Source organism: Streptomyces sp. CA189, from assembly GCF_056428985.1.
The window spans coordinates 1-26,538 of sequence record NZ_JBWJVM010000043.1; the positions used below are offsets into that span (position 1 = coordinate 1).

Sequence of the window (26,538 nt, forward strand, 5' to 3'; positions counted from 1 at the left end):
CGAGCCGGAAGTATTCCGCCCGCTCAGCACGGAGCTTCCTGGGCCCCTGCGCCGTCCGGACCTTACGGACCTCGAAGTCCATCGCACCCCTTGAGCTGGGGTGTTGCGACGACCACTAGAACCCAAGCTGCGCGGTCCGGGGCTTCCGTGTGGGGTACGAGCGCTCACGCGCGGCCGAGGAGCTTCCAGGCGGCCGGCAGCAGGCCCATCGCCAGCGCCGCCTTGAGCGCGTCGCCGATCAGGAAGGGCGTCAGCCCCGCCGCGACGGCCGCGCCGAAGGACATCCCGGTGGACAGCGCGAGGTAGGGCACGCCGACGGCGTAGACGACCGCGGAGCCCAGCACCATCGTGCCCGCCGTACGCGGCACCGAGCGGTCGGCGCCGCGCCGCGCGAGGGCGCCCACGACGGTGGCGGCGAGCAGCATGCCGAGCACGTAGCCGAAGGAGGCGCCGCCCGCGCCGGAGGTGCCGCCCGCGAACCACGGCACGCCGGCCATCCCGACGAGGGCGTAGAGGGCCAGCGCGAGGAAGCCGCGGCGGGCCCCGAAGGCGGTCCCGACCAGGAGGGCCGCGAAGGTCTGGCCGGTGACGGGGACCGGGGAGCCGGGGACGGGCACGGCGATCTGCGCGGCCAGACCGGTGAGCGCGGCTCCGCCGGCCACGAGCGCGATGTCGCGGACGCGGCTCGCGGGCAGCAGGTCGGCGAGGACGGCGCCGGGCCGGAAGGAGACGGAAGCAGTGCTCATCGGGGACTCCGCGGGAGGTGGGGTCGACAGGGACGATCACCGACGTTAGTCCCGGTTCCGGGGCCGCAGCAGGGTGTCCCGGGACAAAGCCGCACTCCCCGGTTTGGTGGGGAGTACACAAAGACCCCGTCCGGTGTCCGTGGTGCAGTGATCCGCGTCACGGGCGACGACCGATGACACGTCCGTTTTGCGCGGATGGGCGCTCTCCGGAGAGACTGTAGGGTCCCTCCAACTGTCGCGGAGCCCCCACCGCCGCCAGGCCTTAGAGAGTACGAGCACTCCTCATGCGCGACCTCCCGTCCGCCCCTCCCGGCACCACGGACGAGCTCCCACCGGAGCCCCTGAGCCACAGCCTCAAACAGCGCCACCTGACCATGCTGGGCCTCGGCGGCGTGATCGGCGCCGGGCTGTTCGTCGGCTCCGGCGCCGGCATCACCATCGCCGGTCCCGCGATCATCTGCTCGTACCTGCTCGCGGGCGTCCTCGCGATGCTGGTGATGCGGGCGCTCGGCGAGATGTCGGCGGCGATGCCCGCCTCCGGCTCCTTCTCCGTCTACGCGGAGAAGGCCCTCGGCCGCTGGGCCGGCTTCTCGGCCGGCTGGCTGTACTGGTTCCTGCTGGTCGTGGTGCTGGCCGTGGAGGCGACCGCCGCGGCGAAGATCGCGAGCGGCTGGCTGCCCGCGGTGGACCAGTGGCTCTGGGTGCTCCTCTTCATGGTGGTCTTCACCGTGAGCAACCTGGCCGCCGTGCGGAACTTCGGCGAGTTCGAGTTCTGGTTCGCCGCCCTCAAGGTCGGCGCCATCGTGCTGTTCCTGATCCTCGGCACGCTGGCCGTCTTCGGCTTCCTCCCCGACACGGATCCGGTCGGCATGGCCAACCTGACCGGCCAGGGCGGCTTCTTCCCGAACGGCGCGAGCGGTGTGGTCGCCGGCATGCTGGCCGTGATCTTCGCCTTCGGCGGCCTGGAGGTCGTCACCATCGCGGCCGCCGAGTCGGACGACCCGGCCCGGTCCGTGTCCCGCGCGGTGCGCAGCGCCGTGTGGCGCATCCTCTTCTTCTACGTCGGCTCGATGCTGGTCATCGTGACCCTGCTGCCGTGGGACTCGCTGACGCCGGGCCAGAGCCCGTACGTGGCCGTCCTCGACTCGATCGGCATCGCGCACGCCGGCCAGATCATGGACGTCGTGATCTTCGTGGCCCTGCTGTCGGCGCTCAACGCGAACCTCTACGGGTCCTCGCGCATGGTGTTCTCGCTGGCGGAGCGGGGCGAGGCGCCGAAGTCCCTGCTGAAGGTGTCGGGCGACGGGGTGCCGCGCCGGGCGGTCTTCGCCTCGGTGGCCTTCGGGTTCGTCTCGGTGGTGCTGAACCTGCTGTGGCCGGACACCATCTTCCTCTACATGCTCAACGCCGTCGGCGCGGTGCTGCTCTTCGTGTGGGCCCTGATCGCGATCTCGCAGCTGAAGCTGCGGGCGAAGATCGAGCGGGACATGCCCGAGCGGCTGACGCTGCCGATGTGGCTGTTCCCGTACGCGACCTGGGCGGCGCTGATCGGGATGGCCACGGTGCTGGTCCTGATGTTGTTCGACGATTCGGCGCGGCCGCAGTTGCTGTGGTCCGCGGGGGCCGCGGCCGCGGTGCTGGTCGTGGCGTGGATCCGGGAGGTCCGGGAGGTCCGGGCCAAGCGCCCTGACCACGCCAGGCGGTGAAACGGGCCCGGGACTTCGGTCCCGGGCCCGTTCTGTTCCGCGGGCGGGCGATCACGTCGGGTGAAACGGGTGTCCGTATGCCGGACATAAGACGTCCGATTATCGGACGATAGGCAAACTGGCCCCCATGAGCCAGAGCACCATCACGCCTCCCGAGCAGCAGAGCCCCGCACCACCCGACGCGGGATCACCCCTCGGCAACGGACTCAAGCAGCGCCACCTCTCGATGATCGCCCTCGGCGGCGTCATCGGCGCGGGCCTCTTCGTCGGCTCCGGCGCCGGCATCGCGGCCGCCGGTCCCTCGATCGTGCTGGCGTACGCCGCTTCCGGGCTGCTCGTGATGTTCGTGATGCGGATGCTCGGCGAGATGTCCGCGGCGAACCCCTCCTCCGGCTCCTTCTCGGTGCACGCGGAGCGGGCCATCGGCCCGTGGGCGGGCTTTACCGCCGGCTGGATGTTCTGGACCCTGCTGTGCGTGGGCGTGGCCATCGAGGCCATCGGCGCGGCGCACATCATGACGGGCTGGTTCCCTGGCATCCCCTCGTGGATGTGGGTGCTGGTCTTCATGGCGATGTTCTGCGGCTCCAACCTGGCCGCCGTCTCCAACTTCGGCGAGTTCGAGTTCTGGTTCGCCGCCCTGAAGATCGGCGCGATCGGCCTCTTCCTGGGCCTGGGCGTGCTGGCCGTCCTGGGCGTGCTGCCCGGCACCGGCTCCCCCGGCACCGCCAACCTGCTCCACGACGGCGGCTTCCTCCCCAACGGCGTGGACGGGCTGCTGGTCGGCCTGCTCGCCTCCGTGGTCGCGTACGGCGGTCTGGAGACGGTGACCATCGCGGCCGCCGAGTCCGACAACCCGGTCCGGGGCGTCGCCAAGGCCGTGAAGACCACCATGTGGCGGATCGCGATCGTCTACGTCGGCTCGATGCTGGTCATCGTCACGCTGCTGCCGTGGAACGACCCGGCGGTCACCACCGCGGGCCCGTACGCGGCCACCCTGGACCACCTGGGCATCCCGCACGCCGGCCAGGTCATGAACGTGGTCATCCTGATCGCCCTGCTGTCCGCGATGAACGCGAACATCTACGGCTCCTCGCGCATGGCCTACTCCCTGGTCTCCCGCGGCCAGGGCCCCAAGGCGCTGGGCAAGCTCTCCGGCCGGGTGCCGCGCCGGGCGGTGCTCGCCTCGTCCGGCTTCGGCTTCGTCACCGTGCTGCTGTCGTACTGGTACCCGGACACCCTCTTCGCCTGGCTGCTGAACATGGTCGGCGGCGTCATCCTCGTCGTCTGGGGCTTCATCGCCGTCTCGCAGTTCGTGCTGCGGCGCCGCATGGAGCGGGAGGCCCCCGAGAAGCTGGTCGTGAAGATGTGGGGCTTCCCCTACCTGACCTGGGTCGCGCTGGCCGGACTCGCCGGGGTCCTGGTCCTGATGGCCATGGACGACGACACCCGGATCCAGCTCGTCTTCACCGGCGGCCTGACCGTGGCCCTCGCCGCCACCGGGTACCTCATCCAGCGCCGGGCGGCGGCGCGCGAAGCCGCGTAACCGCGCAGCACCCCGCCGAACGGCGGCCCCGAAGGCCGGACTCATGCGATCGCATGGGTCCGGCCTTCGGCGTTCCGGAGATCCGCCCAAGTGAGGTGACCCTTATAAGAATCCAGAATTAGATGCTGCTAGCGTGCAGTTGCGCATTGATTGCAATAAGCAGTTGGCACGCCGAGGGGACCGGATACACGCATGGCCATTTACACGCTTCCTGAGCTTCCTTACGACTACGCGGCTCTCGAGCCGGTGATCAACCCGCAGATCATCGAGCTGCACCACGACAAGCACCACGCGGCCTACGTCACGGGCGCGAACAACACGCTGGAGCAGCTGGAGGAGGCGCGCGACAAGGAGAACTGGGGCGCGCTCAACGGCCTGGAGAAGAACCTCGCGTTCCACCTCTCCGGCCACATCCTGCACAGCATCTACTGGCACAACATGGCCAGCCCGAAGACCGGCGAGGGCGGCGGCGAGCCCACCTCGGCCGACGGCCTGGGCGACCTCGCCGACGCGATCACCGAATCCTTCGGCTCCTTCGCGAAGTTCAGGAAGCAGCTCACCTTCGCGTCCTCCGCGACGCAGGGCTCGGGCTGGGGCGTGCTCGCGTACGAGCCCGTCAGCGGCCGCCTGATCGTCGAGCAGATCTACGACCACCAGGGCAACGTCGGCGTGGCCAGCACCCCGGTCCTCGTGTTCGACGCCTGGGAGCACGCCTTCTACCTTCAGTACAAGAACCAGAAGGTGGACTTCATCGAGGCCATGTGGAACGTCGTCAACTGGCAGGACGTGGCCAAGCGCTACGCCGACGCCAAGGCGAACACCCCGCTGCTGATCCCCGCCAAGGGCTGATCAGCGCCACCGAAGCCCGTCCGCCTCGTGATCGTCTTCTCAACCTTCACCTGCGGGCGTGTCCACCAGAAGGCCCCCGTGAGGACGTGACTCGCGGGGGTCTTCTGCGTCCTCCGTGCCGTCAGCCTGGTCGACGAGTCCGTCCACCTCGCCGACCACCGTGAACTCCCGCGCGAGCCCGGTCTCGTGGAGCCGCGCGAACGGGGTGAAGGGGATGCCGAACTCCGACTCCCCGCGGTCGAAGTTCCAGCTCTTGTGCACCTGGAAACGGTAGCCGCTCACCACGGAGCCGTCCTCGTGGACCCGTACCGTGCCGCTGATCCGGTACTGAGCCCCGCGCAGCGCCAGCCACCAGTCCGCGCTGCCCCCCTCGCGGGCGCGCCGGGTGATCAGCACCCCGCGCCAGCCGCTGTCCGCCGCGTACGCGCCGGGCTCGCCGAGCGCCCGCGCGGCCTCCCGCCACTCGGCCAGGCGCCGGTCCACGTCCTCCCGTACGGCGGGCACGGCGAGCAGCGCCCGCGCGTCGACCCGGTACGGGCGGCCCGTGCCCCGCAGGTAGTGGCGCAGGGTGCCGGCGGCCTGGCGGACCCCGAGGGCCGTCCACAGCGGGGGCACCGCGACGCAAGCTGCCCGCAGCACCCGGTCTCGGGGGCGTGCGGGCAGGCTGGCGTGCGCGGCGTTGTCGTTCGGTATCGCGGGCTCCGACCGGCCGCCGCTGCGGCCGAGCGGTTCCTCGCGCGTACTCCCCTGCGTCGGACTGGTCCCCATAGGGGGACGTTAAGGGAGGAAGGGGACGCCCGCCTCCCGGGAGGAGCCCTCCGAGGCAAGGGGGCCTGACGGAGACCGGTTGTGGTGTGACTGTCGGCTTGGATGCTCGCTGGTCTGGTCGTGGGGAAAACAGAGGCCCAAGGGCGACACAGCCCTGTCACCCGCACATGTCCAGGCAGCGATACAGCGTAGGTCAGCTAGTTCATGAAGGGAGGCGAGAAAGGATGCAGGCTGCCCAGGCGCGCAGGGTCCGGGGGAAGAACAAGGCACCGAAGTGGGCCAAGCCCGACGGCGGAATCGTCTCCGTCATGGTGCTGCCGCCGGCCGTCACCGACCCCGCCGAACTCACCCGACTGGAGAAGCTGTTCGGCGCCATGTGGTCGATCAAGCGGGCCGTCCAGCGCGAGCAGGCCGCCACCCTGGACTGGATCGGCGGCGTGGACGGCAACGTCTCCGACCTCTCCGTGGTCTCCCTCCCCGCAACCCTGGACCCGACTGGCGGTGTCCCGGTCTCCACCGAGATCACCATCGGCCCGCGGGAACGGTCACTTCTGGATCGGAAAGCGAAGAAGCAGCGCGGTCGTGCGCGAGCGTTGGAACGCTCGCGCCGGGCCACGAACACCGCGCAGTACAGCCTGTCGAAGAAGCAGGCCCGCAGGACAGAGCGTCGGGCCTCCAAGGGCCTGACGGCGAAAGGCGTGACCGTCCGGCGCCACCGTGCCCGCATCGTGGCTCGCGAGATCATCGCCGCCCATGGCCCCGTGCTCGTCGTCGAGGACTGCGACATTCGCAACTGGTGCCGGCTGTGGGGCAAGCGCCTGTCCCAGACCACACCCGGCCTGCTGATCTCCGCACTCGACCGCGAATGTCGGGCTGGGGGGGCGTCTCGTGCGGGCCTCGACCTGGTCCACCGCGCTGTCACAGCACTGCCTGTGCGGCGAGCGCATCTCCAAGACGCTGGGGGACCGTGAGCACAAGTGCATCGCGTGCGGCCTCACCGGGAAACGCGACCTCGTATCCGCCGCACTGGCCGCGTTCGTCCGCTTCCACGACGTTGACGACCCCAAGACCGCATACCTGGACACCACTGCGTCCTGTCACGCGCAGATCATTTTCACAGAAGGGCTGGAAGAAGCGCTGCGGGAGTCAACCGCACCGAGCCAGACCGCCACGTCTCGTGGTGCCGGCCATACGGCAGTCCCACGGCAACGCCGTGCGACCTCTGCTCCCCGAACCGCCGGACAGCGGTCCCGAGCAACCCCGGATGAGCCACGCCCTGTGCGTGACCACGCCGGAAAGCCCGGACACCGCCCCGGCCGCAATCCGCAGCTCACCCTCTGGTGAGGTGCGGATCAGGCCTTAGTCGAAGATCGGGCCCTGGGTGCGGGTGCGCTTGATCTCGTAGAAGCCGGGGGTGGAGGCGACGAGCAGGGTGCCGTCCCAGAGGCGGGCCGCGGCCTCGCCGCGCGGGGCAGGGGTGACGACCGGGCCGAAGAAGGCGACCTCGTCGCCGTCGGCGCCGGGCACGGAGATGACCGGGGTGCCGACCTCCTGGCCGACGCGGTTGATGCCGTCGTTGTGGGAGTCGCGCAGGACCTCGTCGTACTCGTCGGAGTCCGCGAAGTGGATCAGTTCGGCGGGCAGGCCCACCTCGTCCAGGGCCTCGGCGATCGCCTCGCGGGTCGGGCCGGTCCCCCCGTTGTGGAAGCGGGTGCCGAGCGCGGTGTAGAGCTTGCCGGTGACCTCGTCGCCGAACTTCTGCTGGGCGGCGACGACCACGCGCACGGGGGCCCAGCCCTTGGGGCCGAGCAGTTCGCGGTAGACCTCGGGCAGTTCGTCGAGCTTGTTCTCGTTGAGGACCGCGAGGCTCATCACGTGCCAGCGGACCTCCACGTCACGGACCTTCTCGACCTCCAGCATCCAGCGGGACGTCATCCAGGCCCAGGGGCAGAGCGGGTCGAACCAGAAGTCGACAGGGGTCTTCTCGCGCACCTGGGTGTCAGCCATGTCTCTCCTCACATCGGAACGTTCCTGCCTGCCCAACCGCTCCGGCCGCACATGCATTCCCCCGTGGGAGGATTCGGTCAGGTATCGCGATCACGCACGAAGGAGTGCACGTGCCCGGAGAGAATCTGTCCCGTGACGAGGCCCGCGAGCGGGCCGAGCTGCTGTCCGTCGACGGGTACGAGGTGGTCCTCGACTTGAGGTCCGCGGTGGACGAGGCCGAACCGGCCGACGGCCCGAGGACCTTCCGCTCGGTGACCACCGTCCGCTTCCGCGCCGCCGCTCCGGGAGCCGCGAGCTTCGCGGACCTCATCGCGCCCTCGGTGAACAGCGTGACCCTCAACGGCCGCGAGCTGGACCCGGCCGTCGTCTTCGACGGCGCGCGGATCGACCTGGACGGACTGGCCGCCGAGAACGTGCTCGTGGTCGACGCCGACTGCGCGTACAGCCGGACCGGCGAGGGCATGCACCGCTTCGTGGACCCGGAGGACGGCGAGGTCTACCTCTACACCCAGTACGAGCCGGCCGACGCCCGGCGGGTGTACGCGAACTTCGAGCAGCCCGACCTCAAGGCCCCGTACCGCTTCGAGGTGACCGCGCCCGAGGGCTGGCAGGTCTGGAGCAACGGCGTCGAGGAGTCCCGCGAGGGGCAGACCCGGCGCTTCGCCGAGACCGCGCCGATCTCCACGTACATCACCTGCGTGGTGGCGGGGCCGTACCACTACGTCACGGACACCTACACGCACGGGGACCTGACGATCCCGCTCGGCGCGATCTGCCGCAAGGGGCTGGCGAAGCACTTCGACGCGGACGAGGTGTTCCTCGTCACGAAGCAGGGCTTCGACCTCTTCCACGAGATCTTCGACTACCCGTACCCCTTCGGGAAGTACGACCAGGCCTTCGTGCCGGAGTACAACCTGGGCGCCATGGAGAACCCGGGGATGGTGACCTTCCGGGAGGAGTACATCTTCCGCGGGAAGGTCACGCAGGCCTCGTACGAGCGGCGCGCGAACACGATCCTGCACGAGATGGCGCACATGTGGTTCGGCGACCTGGTCACCATGAAGTGGTGGGACGACCTGTGGCTGAAGGAGTCCTTCGCGGACTTCATGGGCTCCTTCGCGCTGGTCGAGGCCACCCGCTTCGACCAGGCGTGGGTCACCTTCGCCAACAGCCGCAAGGCGTGGGCCTACCGGGCCGACCAGCTCCCGTCCACCCACCCGGTCACGGCCGACATCCGCGACCTGGAGGACGCGAAGCTGAACTTCGACGGCATCACGTACGCCAAGGGCGCGGCGGTGCTCAAGCAGCTCGTGGCGTACGTGGGCCGGGACGCCTTCCTGGAAGGCGCGCGGCGCTACTTCAAGGCGAACGCCTACGGGAACACCACCCTGGACGATCTGCTGTCGGTGCTCGCGGAGGTCTCCGGGCGGGACATGGCCGAGTGGTCGCGGGCCTGGCTGCAGACGGCCGGCGTGAACGCGCTGACCCCGGTGGTGACCTGCGACGCGGGCGGCCGGGTGACCGAGCTGGCGGTGGTCCAGGACGGCGACGAGCTCAGGCCGCACCGGGTCGCGGTGGGCCTGTACCGGCTGGACCCGGACGGTGCGCTGGTGCGCTACGCGCGGGCCGAGGCGGACGTCGCGGGGGCCCGGACCGCCGTGGCCGAGCTGGCCGGACAGGAGAGGCCGGCGCTGGTGCTCGTCAACGACGAGGACCTCACCTACTGCAAGATCCGCTTCGACGAGGCCTCGCTGGCCACGCTGCGCTCGCACCTGGGCTCGGTGGCGGACCCGCTGGCCCGCGCGCTGTGCTGGTCGGCGCTGTGGAACCTGACGCGTGACGGGCTGATGCCGGCGCGGGACTTCGTCTCGCTCGTACTGGCCCACGCGGGCCGGGAGACGGACGTCGGCGTGCTCCAGATGCTGCACGCGCAGGCGCGGACCGCGGTCACCCACTACGCGGCGCCCGACTGGCGGGAGCAGGGCGGCAAGGTGCTGGCGGCGTGCGCGCTGCAGGAACTGCGGTTCGCGGAGCCGGGGTCGGAGCACCAGCTCACCTGGGCCCGCTTCTTCGCGGCGGGCGCGGCGACCGAGGGCGACTTCCAGCTGCTGCTGGGGCTGCTGGAGGGATCGGCGCGGATCGACGGGCTGGAGGTGGACCAGGAGCTGCGCTGGGACTTCCTGCTGCCGCTGGCCGCGCACGGGGCGATCGGCGAGGAGGCCCTCGCGGCCGAACTGGCGCGGGACGACACGGCGTCGGGCAAGCGGCACCAGGTGCGGTGCCTGGCGGCGCGGCCGTCTGCGGCGGTCAAGGACCAGGCGTGGGCCGCGGTGGTGGAGTCGGACACGCTGTCGAACGCGCTGGTCGAGGCGACGATCGCGGGGATGCAGCAGTCTTCGCAGCGGGGGCTGTTGGCCGGGTTCGCGCAGCCCTACTTCGCCGCCATCGAGCGGATCTGGGCCGACCGGTCGATCCAGATCGGCATGGACGTGGTGCGGGGGCTGTACCCGTCCCTCCAGGACTCCCAGGAGACGCTGGACGCGACGGACGCGTGGCTCGACGCCCATGCGGATGCGGCGCCCGCGCTGCGGCGGCTGGTGCTGGAGTCGCGGGACGACCTGGCTCGCGCCCTGCGCGCGCAGGCCTGCGACGTGGCTGCGGGCTGACCCTGCGGGGCTTCTCCCCGCCCCGCCCTTTCGCCGTTTCCCGGGGCTCCGCCCCGGACCCCGCGCCTCAAACGCCGGCGAGGCTGGGATTGCCCTCCGGGCATTCCAGCTCCGCCGGGGGCGCAAGGTCGCGCTACGCGCGCTTCGGGGCCGACGCCGGCCAAAATCCAGCCCCGCCGGCATTTGAGGCGCGGAGTCTGGGGCGGAGCCCCAGGTGAAGGGGGATTCGCTGCGCAGCCCATCGGCACTCGAACGTCCGTACTTTAGCCCCGTCTTGTCCCGATTTGCCGACGGATGTGTAACAGGGGTTAGCGAGGCCATGGCCTGAGGGAATCTCAGCGTCATGAACCACAACGCACCCCTCCCCCTCGCCCACCTCACCGACAACCGCCCCCGCGTGCTGTCGCTGGCTCAGCTCCGGGAGCACGGGGTCACCGCCTCCGACGCCGCCGAGCGGGCCTGGCAGCAGATCCTGCCCGGGGTGTTCCTGCTCCACTCCGGTCCCGCGACCAGCGAGGAGCGACTGCACGCGGCGCTCCTCTACGCGGGGCGCCGCGGGGACGAGGTCATGATCACCGGGCTGGCCGCCCTCGCGCTGTACCGGTTCTCCTCCGCCCCCGCCCTGCTCGGCCTCCCCCAGATCGACGTGCTCGTCCCGAACACCCGCCGGCTGCGCTCCGCCGGACAGGTCCGCATCGTCCGCACGCACACCCCGCCCCGGCCGGTGGAGGTCACCGGGCTGCCCGTCGCCCCCGTGGCCCGGGCCGTCGCCGACGCCGTCGCACACCTCTCCGACGCCGGTACGGTCCGCCGCCTGCTCAGCGAAGCCGTCCGCGGCGGACACTGCGAACCGGCCGCCGTGGTGCGGGAGCTGACGGTGGCCCGGCTGCTGAACCGCCCGCACGTGGTGGACGCCGTCGAATCCCTGCTCGCCGAGGGCCGGGCCATCGCCGAGGACCGGCTGTACCAGCTCGTCCGGGGCTTCGAGCTCCCCGAGCCGGTCTGGAACGTGGACCTGCGGCTGCCCGGCGGCCCGCACCTGGGCGGGGTCGACGCGTACTGGCCGGAGCAGGCCGTCGCCGTGGAGATCGACACCCGGGCCCCGCGCCAGGGCGAGGACGAGCAGTGGTCCGAGTCGGTCCGCAAGCGGGAGACCCTGGAGCGGTGCGGGATCACCGTCCTGCACATCACCCCGCGCAAGCTCCGCGACTGGCCCGAGCAGCAGGCGGCGGTCGTACGGACCGCCCTGACGGCGTCGGCCGACCGCGAGCCCGCCGCCTACCTCGTCGTCCTGCCCAGGTGAGGCCCCTACCGCCAAGGCACCTATCCCGCAGGCCGCCAAGGCGGCGCGGGCAGCTCCGGGTTGGCCGGCGAGTACTCCGGGGCGCTCCACCGCAGCCGCCCCGGGTGCACACTCTCCACCACCGACTCGATCCGGAACCGGACCCGCCGCTCCCCGCCCGCCCCGAACTCGGGCTCCGCGCGGCCGCTGAGCTGGAGCAGCCCCCCGCCCTCCCAGTCCGGGAACAGCAGTCCGGCCCGCGGGTCCGCCAGCAGGTTCCCCAGCGTCAGGAACATCGCGTTGCCCGCGTAGTCCGGCCAGGCCAGTTCGGTCGGGGACAGCACCTCGACGAAGCCGGGCATTCCGCCCCGGTGGCTCGCGTCGGCGCCGTCCGCCCCCGCGGAGGTGGCGACGAAGAAGGTGTCGGCGGCGCGGACGGCCCGTTCCTGGTCGGGGGTGAGCGCGTCCCCGCGCCGCACGACACCGGCTCCTTCGGCGACGAGCTGGACAGGCTGCCGCTTCTGGAGGTACTTGGGGCAGTTGGCGAAGACCCGTTCGGCCGTCAGCGCGAACCCGCCGGCGGTCACCTCCAGGGTTCCGCCCAACCGCATCCGGCGCCGGGTGCGCGGATCGAGGGAGATGGTCCCGACCCGGGTGCCGGCGGTGGCCAGCGCCTCGGCGAGCGGATCTCCGTCGGGGATCCCTCCCTTGACCGCGATCCGGTCCGGCCCGGTGGCCCGTACGAAGCCGGGGGCGCCGGTCAGCAGTGAGGCCCAGAACAGGCCTCCGGGATCGGCCGCGCCGACGACCAGGTGCGGCTGCAGCCCCAGGAAGGCCGCGGCCACGTTCTTGATGTGCGGGGTGATGGACTGGCCCACGTGCACGGCGTGCGCGCGGACGCCGACTCGCTCCTGGACGGCCAGCGAGCCCCAGTGGTACCCGGACATTAGAAGAACCCGCAGGTAGGTGCCCCTGCGACGGGAGCCTCGGCGCCTTCGGCGCCGCTCGGCACGGAGATCTCCAGCCGGGTCCCGTCCGGGTCGTGGAAGAAGATCCCGCCCGAAGCCGCCCCCTCGTCGTGGGCGACGACCCCCTCGTAGGCGAAGTCGACGCCCAGGCCGCGCAGCCGCTCCTCGTACTCCCTGACCTCCTCGATGGCGTCCGCGGAGAGCGCGAGGTGGTGCAGTCCGGCCGCGCCGGGCGCGTAGGCCCCGTCGGCCTGCTGCCACAGGGCGAGCACGGGCTCGCCGTCCCGGCCGAGCAGGGCGAAGCGCCGGTCCTCTTCCTTGCCCTCGCCGAGCAGCTCGAAGCCGAGGGCGTCCCGGTAGAAGACGAGCGACCGGGCGAGATCCGTGACGTTCAGGCCCACGTGGCCGGTGCGCAGCTTGCTGATCACGGTCGTCACAACGGTTCCTTCCCCAGAACTGTCTAATCTATAACCTTCTACATTGAGATTAAGGGTTAGAGCATGAGGAGTCAACCGCTCACGTGCTCTTGAGGGGTTAGTGCCACGAGGAGGCGGACATGACGACGGCGGACCCACGACCCCTGACCGGGGAGCCGGTGGCCCTGGACCTGCTCACCGCCCGCGAGGCGCTGGCCCGCGCGGTCGCGGACCCGGCCGACGAGAGCGCCCGCACCCTGGTCGACGCCGTCCTGGAGCACGGGCGGATCCGGGCTACCCTGACCGCCGAAGGGCCCGGCGAGCGGACCGAGTTCGACGACCCGACCTGGGGTCCGGCATGGACGGCCGCCCGCGACTACCTGGAGCTGCTGGGCTCCGACCCCGGCCGGATCCGCACGTGCGCCTCCGAGACCTGCGTGCTGCGCTTCCACGACACCTCGCGCAACGGCACCCGCCGCTGGTGCTCGATGTCGGCCTGCGGAAACCGGGCGAAAGCCTCCCGCCATTACGCGCGCACGCGCGAGCGCTGAACGCCCGGAAGTTGTCACACCTGATCTGAGACCGGGGCCCGCTCCGGCCCTGACGCGCGGTCGGGAAGTCTACAAATCCATGTTCTACCCCGAAGGTTCTCACCGGTTCGCTCCGGTACGGGCCTTCTGGCGTATGCCCCGAGCTGGCGGGAGTCCGCCACGGCAGGTATCGGTCCGTGACAACTCTCCCCAAAGAGCTGTCACTTACGCGAGGCTGACCGGTCATCCGGCACCGAAATCCGGACCGTACCTTTCACTTAGCCAGGGATGCTGATGACCCTCGACTCCCCCAGCTCGATACCCGCGACCCGGCGCGCCGTGCGCGTCGCGGCCGCGGCCGGCCTGGTGGCCGCCCTCGTGGCCACCGGCGCCATGCCCGTCTTCGCGGCCACCGGCACCGATACCCCCACCGCCAACCCCGCGGTCAAGTCTGCCGACCAGAAGCTCGGTTCGGCCGACGCCGAACTGCTCCAGGAAGCCAAGACCAAGGGCGAGAAGACCGTCACGGTCATGGTCGCGACGGCCCCCGGCGAGACCCAGCAGGTGGCCAAGCAGCTCGACGACGTCCAGGGCGCCTCGGTGGGCCAGACGTACGACAAGCTCGGTTACGTGCGCGCCACCCTGCCGACCGACAAGGCCGAGGCCGCGCTGAAGGCGGCCGCCAAGCTGTCCTCCGTGCACGGCATCGACCTGCGGCACGAGATCCAGCTCCCGGACCCCCGTCCGGACGCGGACCGCGAGACGGGGACGGTGAAGCGGACCGCCGCCGAGACCTACCCGGCCCCGGGCAAGAACACCCCGGCGAAGAACCCGTACAACCCGGTCTTCGAGACCGGTGCGCTGGACTTCCTCAAGAGCAACCCGAAGGCCGACGGCCGCGGCGTGACCATCGGCATCATGGACTCGGGCGTCGACCTCGGACACCCGGCGCTCCAGAAGACCACCACCGGCGAGCGCAAGATCGTCGACTGGGTCACCGCGACCGACCCGATCACCGACGCCGACGCCACCTGGCGGGCGCAGATCACCCCGGTCGCCGGCGGCACCTTCACCGCGGGCGGCGGGAGCTGGAAGGCTCCGGAGGGCTCGTTCCAGTGGAGCCGCTTCACCGAGTCGATCACCGCCAACGGTGACATGCAGGGCGACGTCAACCGGGACGGGGACACCACCGACCGGTTCGGCCTGCTCTACGACCCGGTCGCCGGGACCGTCCGCGTCGACACCGACCAGGACAACGACTTCACGAACAACGAGCCGATGAAGCCGTACAAGGACGGCTACCAGATCGGCTACTTCGGCACGGACAACCCGGCGACCGACGTCGCCGAGCGCATCCCGTTCGTGATCGAGATCCGCAAGGACGTCCCGATGGACCCGCTGGGCGGTGACTGGGTCGGCAAGAAGGCCGACTTCGTCAACGTCGGCATCATCGAGGGCACGCACGGCACCCACGTCGCCGGCATCACCGCCGCCAACGGCCTCTTCGGCGGCGCGATGAACGGCGAGGCGCCCGGCGCCAAGCTCGTCTCCTCGCGCGCCTGCTCCTGGTCCGGCGGCTGCACCAACATCGCGCTGACCGAGGGCATGATCGACCTCGTCGTCAACCGCGGCGTGGACATCGTCAACATGTCGATCGGCGGCCTGCCGGCCCTGAACGACGGCAACAACGCGCGCTCCGAGCTCTACAAGAACCTCATCGACACCTACGGTGTCCAGCTCGTCATCTCGGCGGGCAACGAGGGCCCCGGCATCAACACCATCGGCGACCCTAGTCTCGCGGACAAGGTCATCTCCGTGGGTGCGGCGGTCTCCAAGGAGACCTGGGCGGCCAACTACGGCTCCGGCGTGGCCAAGAAGTACAACATGTTCCCCTTCTCCTCCCGCGGCCCGCGCGAGGACGGCGGCTTCACGCCGACCATCACGGCCCCCGGTGCCGCGATCAACACCGCGCAGACCTGGATCCCGGGCGCACCCGTGAAGGAGGCCGGCTACACCCTGCCGGCCGGCTACGCGATGCTCCAGGGCACCTCGATGTCCTCGCCGCAGGCGGCGGGCGCCAGCGCCCTGCTGATCTCGGCCGCCAAGCAGCAGAAGATCGCCCTCACCCCGGCGAGCCTGCGCATCGCGCTCACCAGCAGCGCGAAGAAGATCGATGACGTTCCGGCGCACGCCCAGGGCGCGGGCCTGATCAACATCCCCGGCGCGTGGGAGTCCATCCAGCGCGGCGCGAAGGCCAACGAGTTCACCGTCAAGGCCCCGGTCGACACCGCGATCGACCAGTTCCTGAAGACCCCGGGCTTCGGCACCGGCGTCTACGACCGCGAGGGCGGCCTGAAGGTCGGCCAGAAGAAGGTCTACGACGTCGTCGTCACCCGCACCACGGGCGTCAAGTACGGCACCCCGCACCAGCTCAGCTGGCGCAACAACGACGGCACGTTCAAGGTCATCGGCGGCTACGACTACGTCACCCTGCCGCTGAACAAGCCGGTCACCATCAAGGTTGAGGCCAAGGCCAAGACGGCCGGCGTCCACAGCGGCATCCTGCAGCTCGACGACCCCTTCTCCGAGGGCATCGACAAGCAGATCCTCTCCACGGTCGTCGTCTCCGCCCCGCTGGCGACGCCCTCGTACAGCATCTCGGAGACCTCCTCCGTGCAGCGCAACAGCCACAAGTCGTACTTCGTGACCGTCCCGGCGGGCGCGAAGACCCTCGAGGTCTCCCTCGGCGGAATCGCGGCGGGCAGCCAGACGCGCTTCATCTCGATCCACCCGTACGGCGTGGGCGTCGAGGACAGCGCGACGACCCAGTGCTACCCGAACTACGACAACCCGGCCAACCAGTGCCGCCCCGACCTGCGTTCGTACCCGAACCCGCAGCCGGGCGTCTGGGAGATCGAGGTCGAGTCGCGCCGTACGTCGGCGCTGCTCGACAACCCGTTCAAGCTGGACGTCTCCGTGCTCGGCGCGGCCTTCGACCCCGCGGTCAAGGTCCTGCCCGAGGTCAAGCAGGGCACCCCGGCGCCGGTCCAGTGGACCGTGAAGAACGACGGGGCCGCCATCACCGGCGGCAAGCTCCAGGGCGGTCCGCTCGGCTCGGCGAAGGTCGCCAAGCCGACCATCGCCAACGGTGAGACCCACACCACCGAGGTCACGATCGGCGAGGGCGTCTCCCGCCTCGACATCGCGATCGGCAAGGTCTCCGACACCGGCGCCGACCTCGACCTGGACGTGTACAAGGACGGCATCAAGGTCGGCTCCTCCGCCGACGGCGACTCCGAGGAGGCCGTGAGCCTCGTCAAGCCCGCCGCGGGCACCTACACCATCGAGGTGTTCGGCTACGCGGTCCCGTCCGGCTCCACCACGTACGACTACCGCGACGTCTACTACTCGGCCGCCCTGGGCACCGTCCAGGTCGACGAGGCCGCCGCGGTCAACCTCGCCAACGGCGCCTCGGCGACCGTCTCCGCGAACGTGCTGGTCAACAGCGCCGCTCCGGAAGGCCGCCAGTTCTTCGGCGAGGTCAAGCTGCTCAACGCCCGCGGCACCGCCGCCGGCACCGGCAGCGTGCAGATCGAGAAGGTCCTGCCGTAACCCGGTAGGAGCCTGAAAACAGCGGGGGCGGTGCTCGTCAGAGCACCGCCCCTCCTGTTTCCCCCTCGTGTTTCCCCCTCCGGGCGGGCTACTTCCCCAGCGAGCCCAGGTCCTGTGCGTACGTGCCCACCGCGTGGGCGATCACGTCCAGGTTGGTGTCGAAGGCCCGCAGGTCGATGTTCTTCAGGGTGTCCCCCGCCCCGTGGTAGTTCGGGTCGTACGGGGCCCCGGCCGTGCCGCCGTACCGCGCCGCCTGCTCGGGCGTCTTGACGCCCTCGGCTCCGGTGAAGGTGCCGCCGGCCGGGATGCCGTTCGCGATGAACGGGCCGTAGTCGGAGCGGCCGTCGAAGTCGCTGCCCTCGTGCGGCTTGCCCTTCCGGTCGAGGAAGCCGTTGATCAGCGCCTCGATCTGCGCCGAGCCGGCCGGGCCGGCGCCCTCGCCCACCTTGTCCGAGTCGTCTCCGTCGTAGACGAACTGCGCCGGGTTCGGCGAGGCGATCATGTCGAAGTTCAGGTAGAGCGCGATGTCCTTCTTCTGCCGCTCCGACAGCTGCTCCACGTAGTGCTCGGATCCCAGCAGGCCGAGCTCCTCCGCCGACCACCAGGCGAAGCGGACCTTGTTGGCGGTCTGCTTGCCCTTGCCCTTCTTGTTGGCGCCCTCCTCCGCGAGCTTGAGGGCCACCTCCAGCAGGCCTGCCGAGCCGGACCCGTTGTCGTTGATGCCCGGGCCCTCGGGGACCGAGTCCAGGTGGGCGCCGACCGTGACCACGCGGTCGGCGCGGCCGCCCCGGGTCTCGGCGACCACGTTGCGCGTCGTCTTCTTGACGTGCTCCTGGTCGAGCTCCAGCCGCACGCCCACCTCGCCCTTCGCCGCGGCGGCGGTGAGAGCCTCCCCGTCGGCGAGGGTGATCCCGGCGCTCGGGATGATCCCCTCGGCGGGCGAGGAGAACGTGCCGCGCACCGGGGCGGTCCCGCTGTGGTTGTAGACGATCACCCCGAGCGCGCCGGCCGCGGCGGCGGCCCGCTGCTTCTCCACGAAGGTGCAGCTGCCCCGCTTGACCAGGGCGATCTTCCCGGTGAAGGCGCCGGCCGCGTAGTCGTCCGCGTCACAGCCGGGGCTCTCGTCGACCCGGGCGAGGGCGAGCGGGGCGGTCAGCCCGCCGGCCGGGGTGGACTTGGTGAAGGTGAACGCGGCCGTGGCCAGCTCCCGGGGAGCCTCGCCGCCCGCCCCGCCGAGGACGGTGGTCCGCTCCGTCCTGGTCCGGGCGTCGTAGATGTCGAAGTCCTGGTACGAGACCTCGTACCCGGCCTTCTTCAGCGTGTCGTGGACGTAGGCGGCGGAAGCCGCGTGGCCGGGCGTGCCGGCGGCGCGGTTGCCGCCGTTGGCGTCGGCGATCTGCTGGAACTTCGCCAGGTGGCGGTAGGCGCCGCGGGCGGTGACCTCCTCCACCAGCTCCCGGGCGAGGCGGCCGTCGCGCGGGTGGGCGGCGGCCGGCGCGGCGGCCAGCAGGACGGGTGCGGCGACGGCGGCGGCCGCGAGGGCGGCGAGCGCCGGTATGGACCGGCGGCGGTGGCGGATGGCGCGCACGGTGTTTCTCCCGAGTTCGAAGTGCGGAACGCCCGTCCGAATTGCGGACGGGACAGACGGGACCGTAACCGGCTTCGACCAGGCGAAACGCGTGTCGGGCGGCGGTGCAACACGCCCGCCACGGAGTTGTCACGGGGGTTCACACGGAGAACACCGTCCGCTCCTCGGACAATGGATTGGACAAGGCTCGTGGGGTCGAACGCATGATGGCTTCACGCGCGCCCGCGTCGTACGTACCAAGAGGAGTCACCGTGAGGGTCGGAATCGTCGGAGCCACCGGACAGGTCGGCGGAGTCATGCGCGGCATCCTGGCCGAGCGCAAGTTCCCGGTGGACGAGCTGCGGCTGTTCGCCTCGGCCCGTTCGGCCGGCTCCACCCTCGAATGGGAGGGCCGCGAGATCACCATCGAGGACGCCTCCACGGCCGACTACTCCGGCCTGGACATCGTGCTCTTCTCCGCGGGCGGCGCCACCTCCAAGGCCCTCGCCGAGAAGGTCGCCTCGCAGGGCGCCGTCGTGATCGACAACTCCTCCGCCTGGCGCCGCGACCCGGAGGTCCCCCTCGTCGTCTCCGAGGTCAACCCGCACGCCATCAAGAACCGCCCCAAGGGCATCATCGCGAACCCGAACTGCACCACGATGGCCGCGATGCCGGTGCTGCGCCCGCTGCACGACGAGGCCGGTCTGACCGCGCTGATCGCCACTACCTACCAGGCCGTGTCCGGCTCGGGCCTGGCGGGCGTCGCCGAGCTCAAGGGCCAGGCCTGCGCGGTCTCCGAGGCCGCCGACCAGCTGACCTTCGACGGCGACGCGGTGGAGTTCCCCGAGCCGGCCGTCTACAAGCGGCCCATCGCCTACAACGTGATCCCGCTCGCGGGCTCGATCGTCGACGACGGCTCCTTCGAGACCGACGAGGAGCAGAAGCTCCGCAACGAGTCCCGCAAGATCCTGGAGATCCCGGAGCTCAAGGTCTCGGGCACCTGCGTGCGCGTGCCGGTCTTCGCCGGCCACTCCCTCCAGGTCAACGTCCGCTTCGACCGTCCGCTGAGCGTCGAGCGCGCCTACGAGCTACTGAAGGACGCCCCGGGCGTCGAGCTCTCGGAGATCCCGACCCCGCTGCAGGCCGCCGGCAAGGACGCCTCGTACGTGGGCCGCATCCGGGTCGACGAGACCACCGAGAACGGCCTCGCGCTGTTCCTCTCGAACGACAACCTCCGCAAGGGCGCCGCGCTGAACGCGGTCCAGATCGCGGAGCTGGTCGCGGAGGAGCTCCGCCAGGGCTGACCCCGGTCGCGCGCACACCGAGGGGGGGTGGTACCGCTACGGTGCCACCCCTTCGGCGTGCCAGGGCCGCCGCACCTCGTACTGGAAGCAGCCGTACTCGGCGGCCCGGACGTGCACTAGGGCCACCTCGGGGTCCGCGAACGCCTCGTCCAGGGCTCGCTCGACCACACCGTCTGGATCCTCGCCGAGGTCCAGCACCCGCCCGCCGAGGATCTGCCCGCGGGCGCTGTACCGCCGCGCGGTGCGCCGTACACCCGCCCGGGCGAAGGGGTACCCCCGTCCCTCGGACGGCCCGCCGCAGTCCTCGGCGTGGACGAACACGGGCCCCTGCTCGTCGTACGCCCCCGGATCCGCGCCCGCGGCGGCTGCCCAGCGCCGCAGGGGCGCATAGGAGACGAGCGCGATGCGCTCCCCGGTCTCGCTCGGCCGCAGGCAGCACCTCAGTGGTGCACCGCCCTCTCGGTCGGCGTACGGGGCACACTCCCGCCCCGCGTCGTCACGTACGCGGAGCTCCTTGAGCGCCGCCTCCTCGATGGGCCTCGCCCGGTACTTGATGGTCATGCCCACCACCCTCGCGCCGCCGCACGCCGCTGTCCGGCAGGTTTCCGACCTCGCGTTCGCGCAACAGGCCGACGGCGATCCCAAGCACCGCGGAGCGGGACGGAACACCGTGCCGTGCTGCGTACTGGTCAAGGAACTCGATGTCCGGGGCGGGCAGGTCCAGGCTGATCCTCATGGCTCATCGTGGGCACCTGTAGCTCAACGTATCGCCCGGCGGGGGCCGGGTCGGCCGTGAAAGGATGGCGGGCAACGTCACCATCGAAGGAGATGACCGCGTGCCAGGCACGAATCTGACCCGTGAAGAGGCTCAGCAGCGCGCAAAGCTGCTCAGTGTCGACTCGTACGAGATCGAGCTCGATCTCAGCGGCGCGCAGGAGGGCGGCACGTACCCCTCCGTGACCACCGTGCGCTTCCAGTCCGCCGAGGCCGGCGCCGAGACCTTCATCGACCTGGTCGCCCCGGCCGTGCACGAGGTCGTCCTCAACGGCAAGTCCCTCGACGTGGCCGCCGTCTTCCGGGACTCCCGGATCGCGCTCGCGCACCTGGCCGCCGGGGCCAACGAGCTCCGCGTCGTCGCCGACTGCGCGTACACCAACACCGGTGAGGGTCTGCACCGCTTCGTCGACCCGGTCGACGAGCAGGCGTACCTGTACACCCAGTTCGAGGTCCCGGACGCGCGCCGCGTGTTCGCGAGCTTCGAGCAGCCCGACCTGAAGGCGACGTTCCGGTTCACCGTGACGGCCCCCGCGGGCTGGACGGTCATCTCGAACTCCCCACGCGACATTCCGCAGGGGGCCGAGGCTCCCGCCGACAACGTCTGGCGCTTCGAGCCCACCCCGCGCATCTCCACGTACATCACGGCCCTGATCGTCGGCCCGTACCACGCGGTGCACAGCTCCTACGAGGGTCCGGACGGACAGTCCGTCCCGCTCGGCATCTACTGCCGCCCCTCGCTCGCCGAGTTCCTCGACGCCGACGAGATCTTCGACGTGACCCGGCAGGGCTTCACCTGGTTCCAGGAGAAGTTCGCGTACGACTACCCCTTCGCGAAGTACGACCAGCTCTTCGTGCCCGAGTTCAACGCGGGCGCGATGGAGAACGCGGGCGCGGTCACCATCCGCGACCAGTACGTCTTCCGCTCGAAGGTGACGGACGCGGCCTACGAGACGCGCGCCGAGACGATCCTGCACGAGCTCGCCCACATGTGGTTCGGCGACCTCGTCACCATGGAGTGGTGGAACGACCTGTGGCTGAACGAGTCGTTCGCCACCTACACCTCCATCGCCTGCCAGGCGTACGCGGAGGGCTCGAAGTGGCCGCACGCCTGGACCTCCTTCGCCAACTCCATGAAGACCTGGGCGTACCGGCAGGACCAGCTGCCCTCCACGCACCCGATCATGGCCGACATCCGTGACCTGGACGACGTCCTGGTCAACTTCGACGGCATCACGTACGCCAAGGGCGCCTCCGTCCTCAAGCAGCTCGTGGCCTACGTCGGCCAGGACGCCTTCTTCAAGGGCGTGCAGGCGTACTTCAAGGCGCACGCCTTCGGAAACACGCGCCTGTCGGACCTGCTGGGCGCCCTGGAGGAGACCTCCGGCCGCGATCTGACCGCCTGGTCGAAGGCGTGGCTGGAGACGGCCGGCATCAACATCCTGCGCCCGGAGATCGAGACGGACGAGAACGGCGCCATCACCGCCTTCGCCGTCCGCCAGGAGGCCCCGGCGCTGCCCGCCGGCGCCAAGGGCGAGCCTGTCCTGCGCCCGCACCGCATCGCGGTCGGCCTGTACGACCTCACCGACGGCAAGCTGGTGCGCGGCGAGCGGATCGAGCTGGACATCGACGGCGGCCTGACGGCCGTACCGGAGCTGATCGGCCGGACCCGTCCGGCCGTGGTCCTGCTGAACGACGACGACCTGTCGTACGCCAAGGTCCGCCTGGACGAGGTGTCCCTCGCCAACGTCACCGCGCACCTGGGCGACTTCACCGAGTCGCTGCCGCGCGCGCTGTGCTGGGCCTCGGCCTGGGACATGACCCGCGACGGCGAGCTGGCCACCCGCGACTACCTCGCCCTCGTCCTGTCGGGCATCGGCAAGGAGTCGGACATCGGCGTCGTCCAGTCGCTGCACCGCCAGGTGAAGCTGGCCGTGGACCTGTACGCCGACCCGGCCTGGCGCGACCAGGGCCTGGCCACCTGGACGGAGGCCGCGCTGGAGCACCTGCGCGCCGCCGAGCCGGGCAGCGACCACCAGCTGGCGTGGGCCCGCGCCTTCGCGGCGACGGCCCGCACCGAGGAGCAGCTGACCTACCTGTCGGCGCTGCTGGACGGCTCGGCGGAGGTCAAGGGCCTGGCCGTGGACACCGAGCTGCGGTGGGCGTTCCTGGAGCGCCTGGTCGCCACCGGGATCGCCGACGAGGCGGCCATCGCGGCCGAGCTGGAGCGGGACAAGACCGCGGCGGGCGAGCGGCACGCGGCGACCGCCCGGGCGGCGCGTCCGACGGCGGAGGCCAAGGCCGAGGCGTGGGCCTCGGTCGTCGAGGGCGACTCGCTCCCGAACGCGGTGCAGGAGGCGGTGATCGGGGGCTTCGTCCAGACCGACCAGCGCGAGCTCCTCGCCCCGTACACGGCGCAGTACTTCGCGGCGGTCAAGGAGGTCTGGGAGACCCGGAGCCACGAGATCGCCCAGCAGATCGCGGTGGGGCTCTACCCGTCCCTCCAGGTCTCCGCGGAGACCCTCGCGGCGACGGACGCCTGGCTGGCCTCGGCCGAGCCGAACGCGGCCCTGCGCCGCCTGGTCTCGGAGTCCCGCGCGGGCGTCGAGCGAGCGCTGACCGCCCAGGCGGCCGACTCCCGGGCCTGACGGGCTCGCGCCCGCTGCTGGGGCTCCGCCCCAGACCCCGCGCCTCAAACGCCGGCGAGGCTGGAGTTGCCGCTGCGCGGCAACCCAGCCCCGCCGGGCGCGGGGCCTGAATGGCGCACAGCGCCATTTCAGCCCCGCCGGCGTTTGAGGCGCGGGCCCGGGCAGAGCCCGGGGAACGGGCGAAGGGCGGGTAGGGGACTCCGCCCTGCAGGGCCGACCACCCGCGGCGACGGCTACGGCCGGGCGGCGGCGACCGCCCGCAGGGCCGCCAGGACGTGGGCCAGCGCCGGGGCGGCCTCCGAGCCGCTGCGCAGGGCCGCGATGACGTGCCGGGTCGGCCGGTCGTGGGACAGTACGCGGACGGCGACGCCCGAGGCCCGGCTCGCGACCATGCGGGGGACCAGGGCCACCCCCATGCCCGCCTCGACCATGGCGAGGATCGCGGTCCAGCCGGACGCCGAGTGGGCCTGCTCCGGGACGAACCCGGCCGCCTCGCACGCGTTGCGGGTGATCTCCGACCAGGGCCCGGAGCCGCCGTAGATCCACGCGGCACCCGACAGGTCCGCGAGCCGCAGCTCCGCGGCGCCGGCCAGCGGGTGGTCCGGGGGCAGGGCCACGTCGAGGGGGTCTTCCAGCAGGGTCCTGCGGGTGAAGCGGGGATCGCGGGCCGTCGGGGCGTGGGCCGCGAGGGAGAGCGCGAGGTCGACGACCCCGGCGGACAGCAGCTCGTAGGACTCGGCCGCCTCGGTCTCCCGTACGCGGACCTCCACGCCGGGGTGCGAACGCCGCAGGGCGGCGACCGCCGGGACCACGAGGACCGGTACGGCGGTGGAGAAGGCCCCGATCCGCACCTCCCCCGCCTCCCCGGCCAGATATCCGGCCAGCTCCGCGTCGGCCCGCTCCAGCTGCGCGAACACCGCCTCCGCGTGCCGCAGTACGAGGTGGGCCGCGTCGGTGAGCCGGACCCGGCGGCCCTGGGCCTCCAGCAGCGGGACCCCCAGCGCCTTGGCCAGGTTGGTGAGCTGCTGCGAAACGGCCGAGGGCGTCATGTGCAGCGCCTCGGCCGTCGCGGTCACGGTCCCCCGGTCGGCGAGGGTCCGCAGGATCCGCAGCTTCTTGATGTCCCACTCGATCATGGGACCGAACCTACCGCCGGGCACCCAGACCCACGCCGCCCAGGATCAGCGCCATGCAGAGGAGCTGCGTCGGGCCGGTCGTCTCGCCGAGGAGCAGCAGGCCGAGGCCCGCGACGCAGACCGGCTGGAGGTAGTAGACGACTCCGGCGCGGGCGGCGCCGATCATCGCGACGGCCTTGTTCCAGGCGAAGAAGGCGACCGCGGACGAGAAGACGCCGACGTACAGGAGCATTCCGGCGGTGGAGGGGGTGACCTGGAAGCCGCCCTGGACGCGGACGGACACGGCGTAGGCGGGGGCGAGCATCAGCGCGCCGAGGACGAAGGTGGTGAGCAGGAAGGCGAGGCCGCCCAGTTCGGCGGGCTTGCGCTTGAGGAGCGCGCTGTACGTGGCGAAGGACAGGGCGGCGCCGAACATCCACAGGTCGCCGGGGGCGAAGTCGAAGCGGATCGAGCCCTTGCCGACCAGGAGGAGCACGCCGACGGCCGCGAGGGCCAGGCCGAAGGTGCGCCGGGCGCCCAGGCGTTCGCCGCCGAGCCGGGCGTACAGGGCCATGATGACCGGCGAGGCGGCCATGATCATGCCCATGTTGGAGGCGGAGGTGGTCAGTCCGGCCTGGTGCACGAGCGTGTTGTAGAGGGTGACGCCGAAGAGGGTGGCCAGGGCGATGTAGCCGAAGTGCTTGCGGATCAGGGCCCGCTGCTGCCAGGCCTGCCGGGCGGCGAAGGGGGCGACGGCCACGGTGGCGATCACCCAGCGCCAGAAGACGGCCTGGACGGGCGGGATGCTGTCCGCCATGCCCCGGGTGGCCACGAAGCTGCCGGACCAGACGACCGTCGCGAGCAGGGCGAGGAGGATGCCGAGACCGGCGGCCCCCTTCTTCGTCTTGCCGGGCAGTGCTTCCTGCGGCAGTGCTTCCTGCGGGACGGTGCGGACGCGGTCCGTGACGGCCACTGTGTGTCTCCCCCTCGGGATTCGGAGTGTCGGTTCGGTTCGTTGGTCTACCGTCGCACCGGGTGACCCGTCAGGTCCATCGAATCATTTCGATCGGTTTCTTCAGCAGAACCGAACGGTCCGGCCTTCGGCCGCGGCGCGCCCGCCGCGAGCTGCCCTGCGACCGTGGCGCCGAAGGCGATCACCATGCCCAGCACCTGCACCGATGACAGCGCCTGCCCCAGGGCGGCCCAGCCGATGACCGCCGCGGTGAGCGGCGAGAGCGGGCCGAGGAGGGTGACCGACGTGGCGGTGAGCTGCCCGATGCCGCGGAACCAGAGCCAGTAGGCGATGCCGGTGTTGATCAGCATCATGTAGCCGTAGCCGAGGAAGGCCTTGCCGTCGAGCGCCGGCGGCGCCCCTTCCACCAGCACGGCGACCGGGATGATCATCAGGCCGCCCGCGGTGAGCTGCCAGCCGGTCATGGCCAGTGGACCGACACCCTCCGGACGCCCCCACCGCTTGGTCATGACGGTGCCCGCGCCCATCGAGGCCGAGGAGACGACCCCGGCCACCACCCCGACCAGGTCGAGCTCCGCCTCCGCGGTCAGCACCACCATGCTGACGCCGAAGGCCGCCACGACGGCGGCGAGCACGGTCCGCAGCCGGGCCCGCTCGCCCAGCAGGAGGGCGGCGAGCCCCACGACGAACAGGGGTCCCGCGGAGCCCAGTACGGCCGCCACCCCGCCGGGCAGGCGGTAGGCGGAGAGGAACAGGAGCGGGAAGAAGGCGCCGATGTTGAGCCCGCCCAGGACGGCGGCCTTGCCCCACCACCGGCCCGTGGGCAGCTTCCGCGCGAGGACGGTGAGCAGCAGCCCGGCGGGCAGGGCCCGCATCACCCCGGTGAACAGCGGCCGGTCGGGCGGCAGCAGCTCGGAGGCCACGGCGTAGGTGGAGCCCCAGGAGATGGGGGCGAGGGCGGTCAGGGCGATGGTCGCGGCACGCTTCACGGCTGATCTCCTCCGGCGGGAACGAGTAGCTCACTCGAAAGTAGCTTAGCACTAAGCCACTTTCCCGTAAGCAAC

Annotated in this window: 20 protein-coding genes; 10 read left to right on the forward strand and 10 right to left on the reverse strand. The window is 71.2% G+C overall.

Annotated features, from left to right (window positions below):
• Positions 1–164: 164 nt before the first annotated feature.
• Positions 165–746 carry a biotin transporter BioY gene (locus AC061S_RS27260; RefSeq protein WP_478688525.1) on the reverse strand — a complete coding sequence of 194 codons (582 nt, stop codon included), beginning with the start codon at positions 744–746 and terminating at the stop codon, positions 165–167.
• Between the two features lie 284 nt (positions 747–1,030).
• Here AC061S_RS27260 and AC061S_RS27265 point away from each other — a divergent pair, with 284 nt between their 5' ends.
• The 3 genes from AC061S_RS27265 (at position 1,031) to AC061S_RS27275 (ending at position 4,844) form a co-directional block, all read left to right on the forward strand.
• On the forward strand, positions 1,031–2,452 hold the full coding sequence (locus AC061S_RS27265; protein WP_478688526.1) for an amino acid permease: 1,422 nt from the start codon (positions 1,031–1,033) through the stop codon (positions 2,450–2,452).
• Between the two features lie 127 nt (positions 2,453–2,579).
• Positions 2,580–3,995: an amino acid permease gene (locus AC061S_RS27270; protein ID WP_478688527.1), complete on the forward strand. Its 1,416-nt coding sequence runs from the start codon at positions 2,580–2,582 to the stop codon at positions 3,993–3,995.
• Positions 3,996–4,187: 192 nt separating this feature from the next.
• Positions 4,188–4,844: a superoxide dismutase gene (locus tag AC061S_RS27275; RefSeq protein ID WP_478688528.1), complete on the forward strand. Its 657-nt coding sequence runs from the start codon at positions 4,188–4,190 to the stop codon at positions 4,842–4,844.
• Positions 4,845–4,883: 39 nt separating this feature from the next.
• On the opposite strand, the gene AC061S_RS27280 is transcribed toward AC061S_RS27275, so the two are convergent.
• Positions 4,884–5,612, reverse strand: a complete 729-nt coding sequence (locus AC061S_RS27280; RefSeq protein WP_478688529.1) for a hypothetical protein — start codon at positions 5,610–5,612, stop codon at positions 4,884–4,886.
• A gap of 224 nt (positions 5,613–5,836) precedes the next feature.
• On the opposite strand from AC061S_RS27280, the gene AC061S_RS27285 reads away from it, so the two are divergent.
• Entirely contained in the window at positions 5,837–6,583 is a 747-nt protein-coding gene (locus AC061S_RS27285) for a hypothetical protein (RefSeq protein ID WP_478688530.1), read from the forward strand.
• A gap of 388 nt (positions 6,584–6,971) precedes the next feature.
• On the opposite strand, the gene AC061S_RS27290 is transcribed toward AC061S_RS27285, so the two are convergent.
• Entirely contained in the window at positions 6,972–7,619 is a 648-nt protein-coding gene (locus tag AC061S_RS27290) for a mycothiol-dependent nitroreductase Rv2466c family protein (RefSeq protein WP_478688531.1), read from the reverse strand.
• A gap of 110 nt (positions 7,620–7,729) precedes the next feature.
• On the opposite strand from AC061S_RS27290, the gene pepN (AC061S_RS27295) reads away from it, so the two are divergent.
• On the forward strand, positions 7,730–10,285 hold the full coding sequence (pepN, locus tag AC061S_RS27295; protein WP_478688532.1) for an aminopeptidase N: 2,556 nt from the start codon (positions 7,730–7,732) through the stop codon (positions 10,283–10,285).
• 343 nt (positions 10,286–10,628) lie between these two features.
• On the forward strand, positions 10,629–11,588 hold the full coding sequence (locus tag AC061S_RS27300; protein WP_478688533.1) for a hypothetical protein: 960 nt from the start codon (positions 10,629–10,631) through the stop codon (positions 11,586–11,588).
• 20 nt (positions 11,589–11,608) lie between these two features.
• On the opposite strand, the gene AC061S_RS27305 is transcribed toward AC061S_RS27300, so the two are convergent.
• Together AC061S_RS27305 and AC061S_RS27310 are read right to left on the reverse strand one after the other, a co-directional pair.
• Positions 11,609–12,514, reverse strand: coding sequence for a pyridoxamine 5'-phosphate oxidase family protein (locus AC061S_RS27305; protein ID WP_478688534.1), 906 nt, complete (start codon positions 12,512–12,514; stop codon positions 11,609–11,611).
• The gene (locus AC061S_RS27310) at positions 12,514–12,972 is read right to left on the reverse strand and encodes a VOC family protein (protein WP_478688535.1); all 459 of its coding nucleotides are present in this window, start codon (positions 12,970–12,972) and stop codon (positions 12,514–12,516) included. The genes AC061S_RS27305 and AC061S_RS27310 overlap by 1 nt, the downstream gene beginning before the upstream one ends.
• A 119-nt stretch (positions 12,973–13,091) precedes the next feature.
• Between AC061S_RS27310 and AC061S_RS27315 the strand changes: the two genes are divergently transcribed.
• Complete coding sequence (locus AC061S_RS27315) at positions 13,092–13,502, forward strand: CGNR zinc finger domain-containing protein (protein ID WP_478688536.1); 411 nt, start codon at positions 13,092–13,094, stop codon at positions 13,500–13,502.
• Positions 13,503–13,775: 273 nt separating this feature from the next.
• The gene (locus tag AC061S_RS27320; RefSeq protein WP_478688537.1) at positions 13,776–17,093 is read left to right on the forward strand and encodes a S8 family serine peptidase; all 3,318 of its coding nucleotides are present in this window, start codon (positions 13,776–13,778) and stop codon (positions 17,091–17,093) included.
• A gap of 88 nt (positions 17,094–17,181) precedes the next feature.
• On the opposite strand, the gene AC061S_RS27325 is transcribed toward AC061S_RS27320, so the two are convergent.
• The gene (locus tag AC061S_RS27325) at positions 17,182–18,681 is read right to left on the reverse strand and encodes a M28 family metallopeptidase (protein WP_478688538.1); all 1,500 of its coding nucleotides are present in this window, start codon (positions 18,679–18,681) and stop codon (positions 17,182–17,184) included.
• Positions 18,682–18,932: 251 nt separating this feature from the next.
• Between AC061S_RS27325 and AC061S_RS27330 the strand changes: the two genes are divergently transcribed.
• A complete protein-coding gene (locus AC061S_RS27330; RefSeq protein ID WP_478688539.1) occupies positions 18,933–19,964 on the forward strand; it encodes an aspartate-semialdehyde dehydrogenase in 1,032 nt (343 codons plus the stop codon).
• 36 nt (positions 19,965–20,000) lie between these two features.
• Here AC061S_RS27330 and AC061S_RS27335 read toward each other — a convergent pair whose 3' ends face one another.
• The gene (locus AC061S_RS27335; protein ID WP_478688540.1) at positions 20,001–20,525 is read right to left on the reverse strand and encodes a DUF1203 domain-containing protein; all 525 of its coding nucleotides are present in this window, start codon (positions 20,523–20,525) and stop codon (positions 20,001–20,003) included.
• 275 nt (positions 20,526–20,800) lie between these two features.
• Here AC061S_RS27335 and pepN (AC061S_RS27340) point away from each other — a divergent pair, with 275 nt between their 5' ends.
• Positions 20,801–23,386 (forward strand): aminopeptidase N, encoded by a 2,586-nt coding sequence (gene pepN / locus AC061S_RS27340; RefSeq protein ID WP_478688541.1) that lies wholly within the window; start codon positions 20,801–20,803, stop codon positions 23,384–23,386.
• A gap of 233 nt (positions 23,387–23,619) precedes the next feature.
• Here pepN (AC061S_RS27340) and AC061S_RS27345 read toward each other — a convergent pair whose 3' ends face one another.
• From AC061S_RS27345 to AC061S_RS27355, 3 genes are read right to left on the reverse strand one after another with little or no spacing between them, the layout of a single operon-like run.
• Positions 23,620–24,522 carry a LysR family transcriptional regulator gene (locus tag AC061S_RS27345; RefSeq protein ID WP_478688542.1) on the reverse strand — a complete coding sequence of 301 codons (903 nt, stop codon included), beginning with the start codon at positions 24,520–24,522 and terminating at the stop codon, positions 23,620–23,622.
• Positions 24,523–24,532: 10 nt separating this feature from the next.
• Positions 24,533–25,474 (reverse strand): DMT family transporter, encoded by a 942-nt coding sequence (locus AC061S_RS27350; protein WP_478688543.1) that lies wholly within the window; start codon positions 25,472–25,474, stop codon positions 24,533–24,535.
• Positions 25,475–25,521: 47 nt separating this feature from the next.
• Entirely contained in the window at positions 25,522–26,463 is a 942-nt protein-coding gene (locus tag AC061S_RS27355; protein ID WP_478688544.1) for an EamA family transporter, read from the reverse strand.
• Between the last annotated feature and the right edge of the window lie 75 nt (positions 26,464–26,538).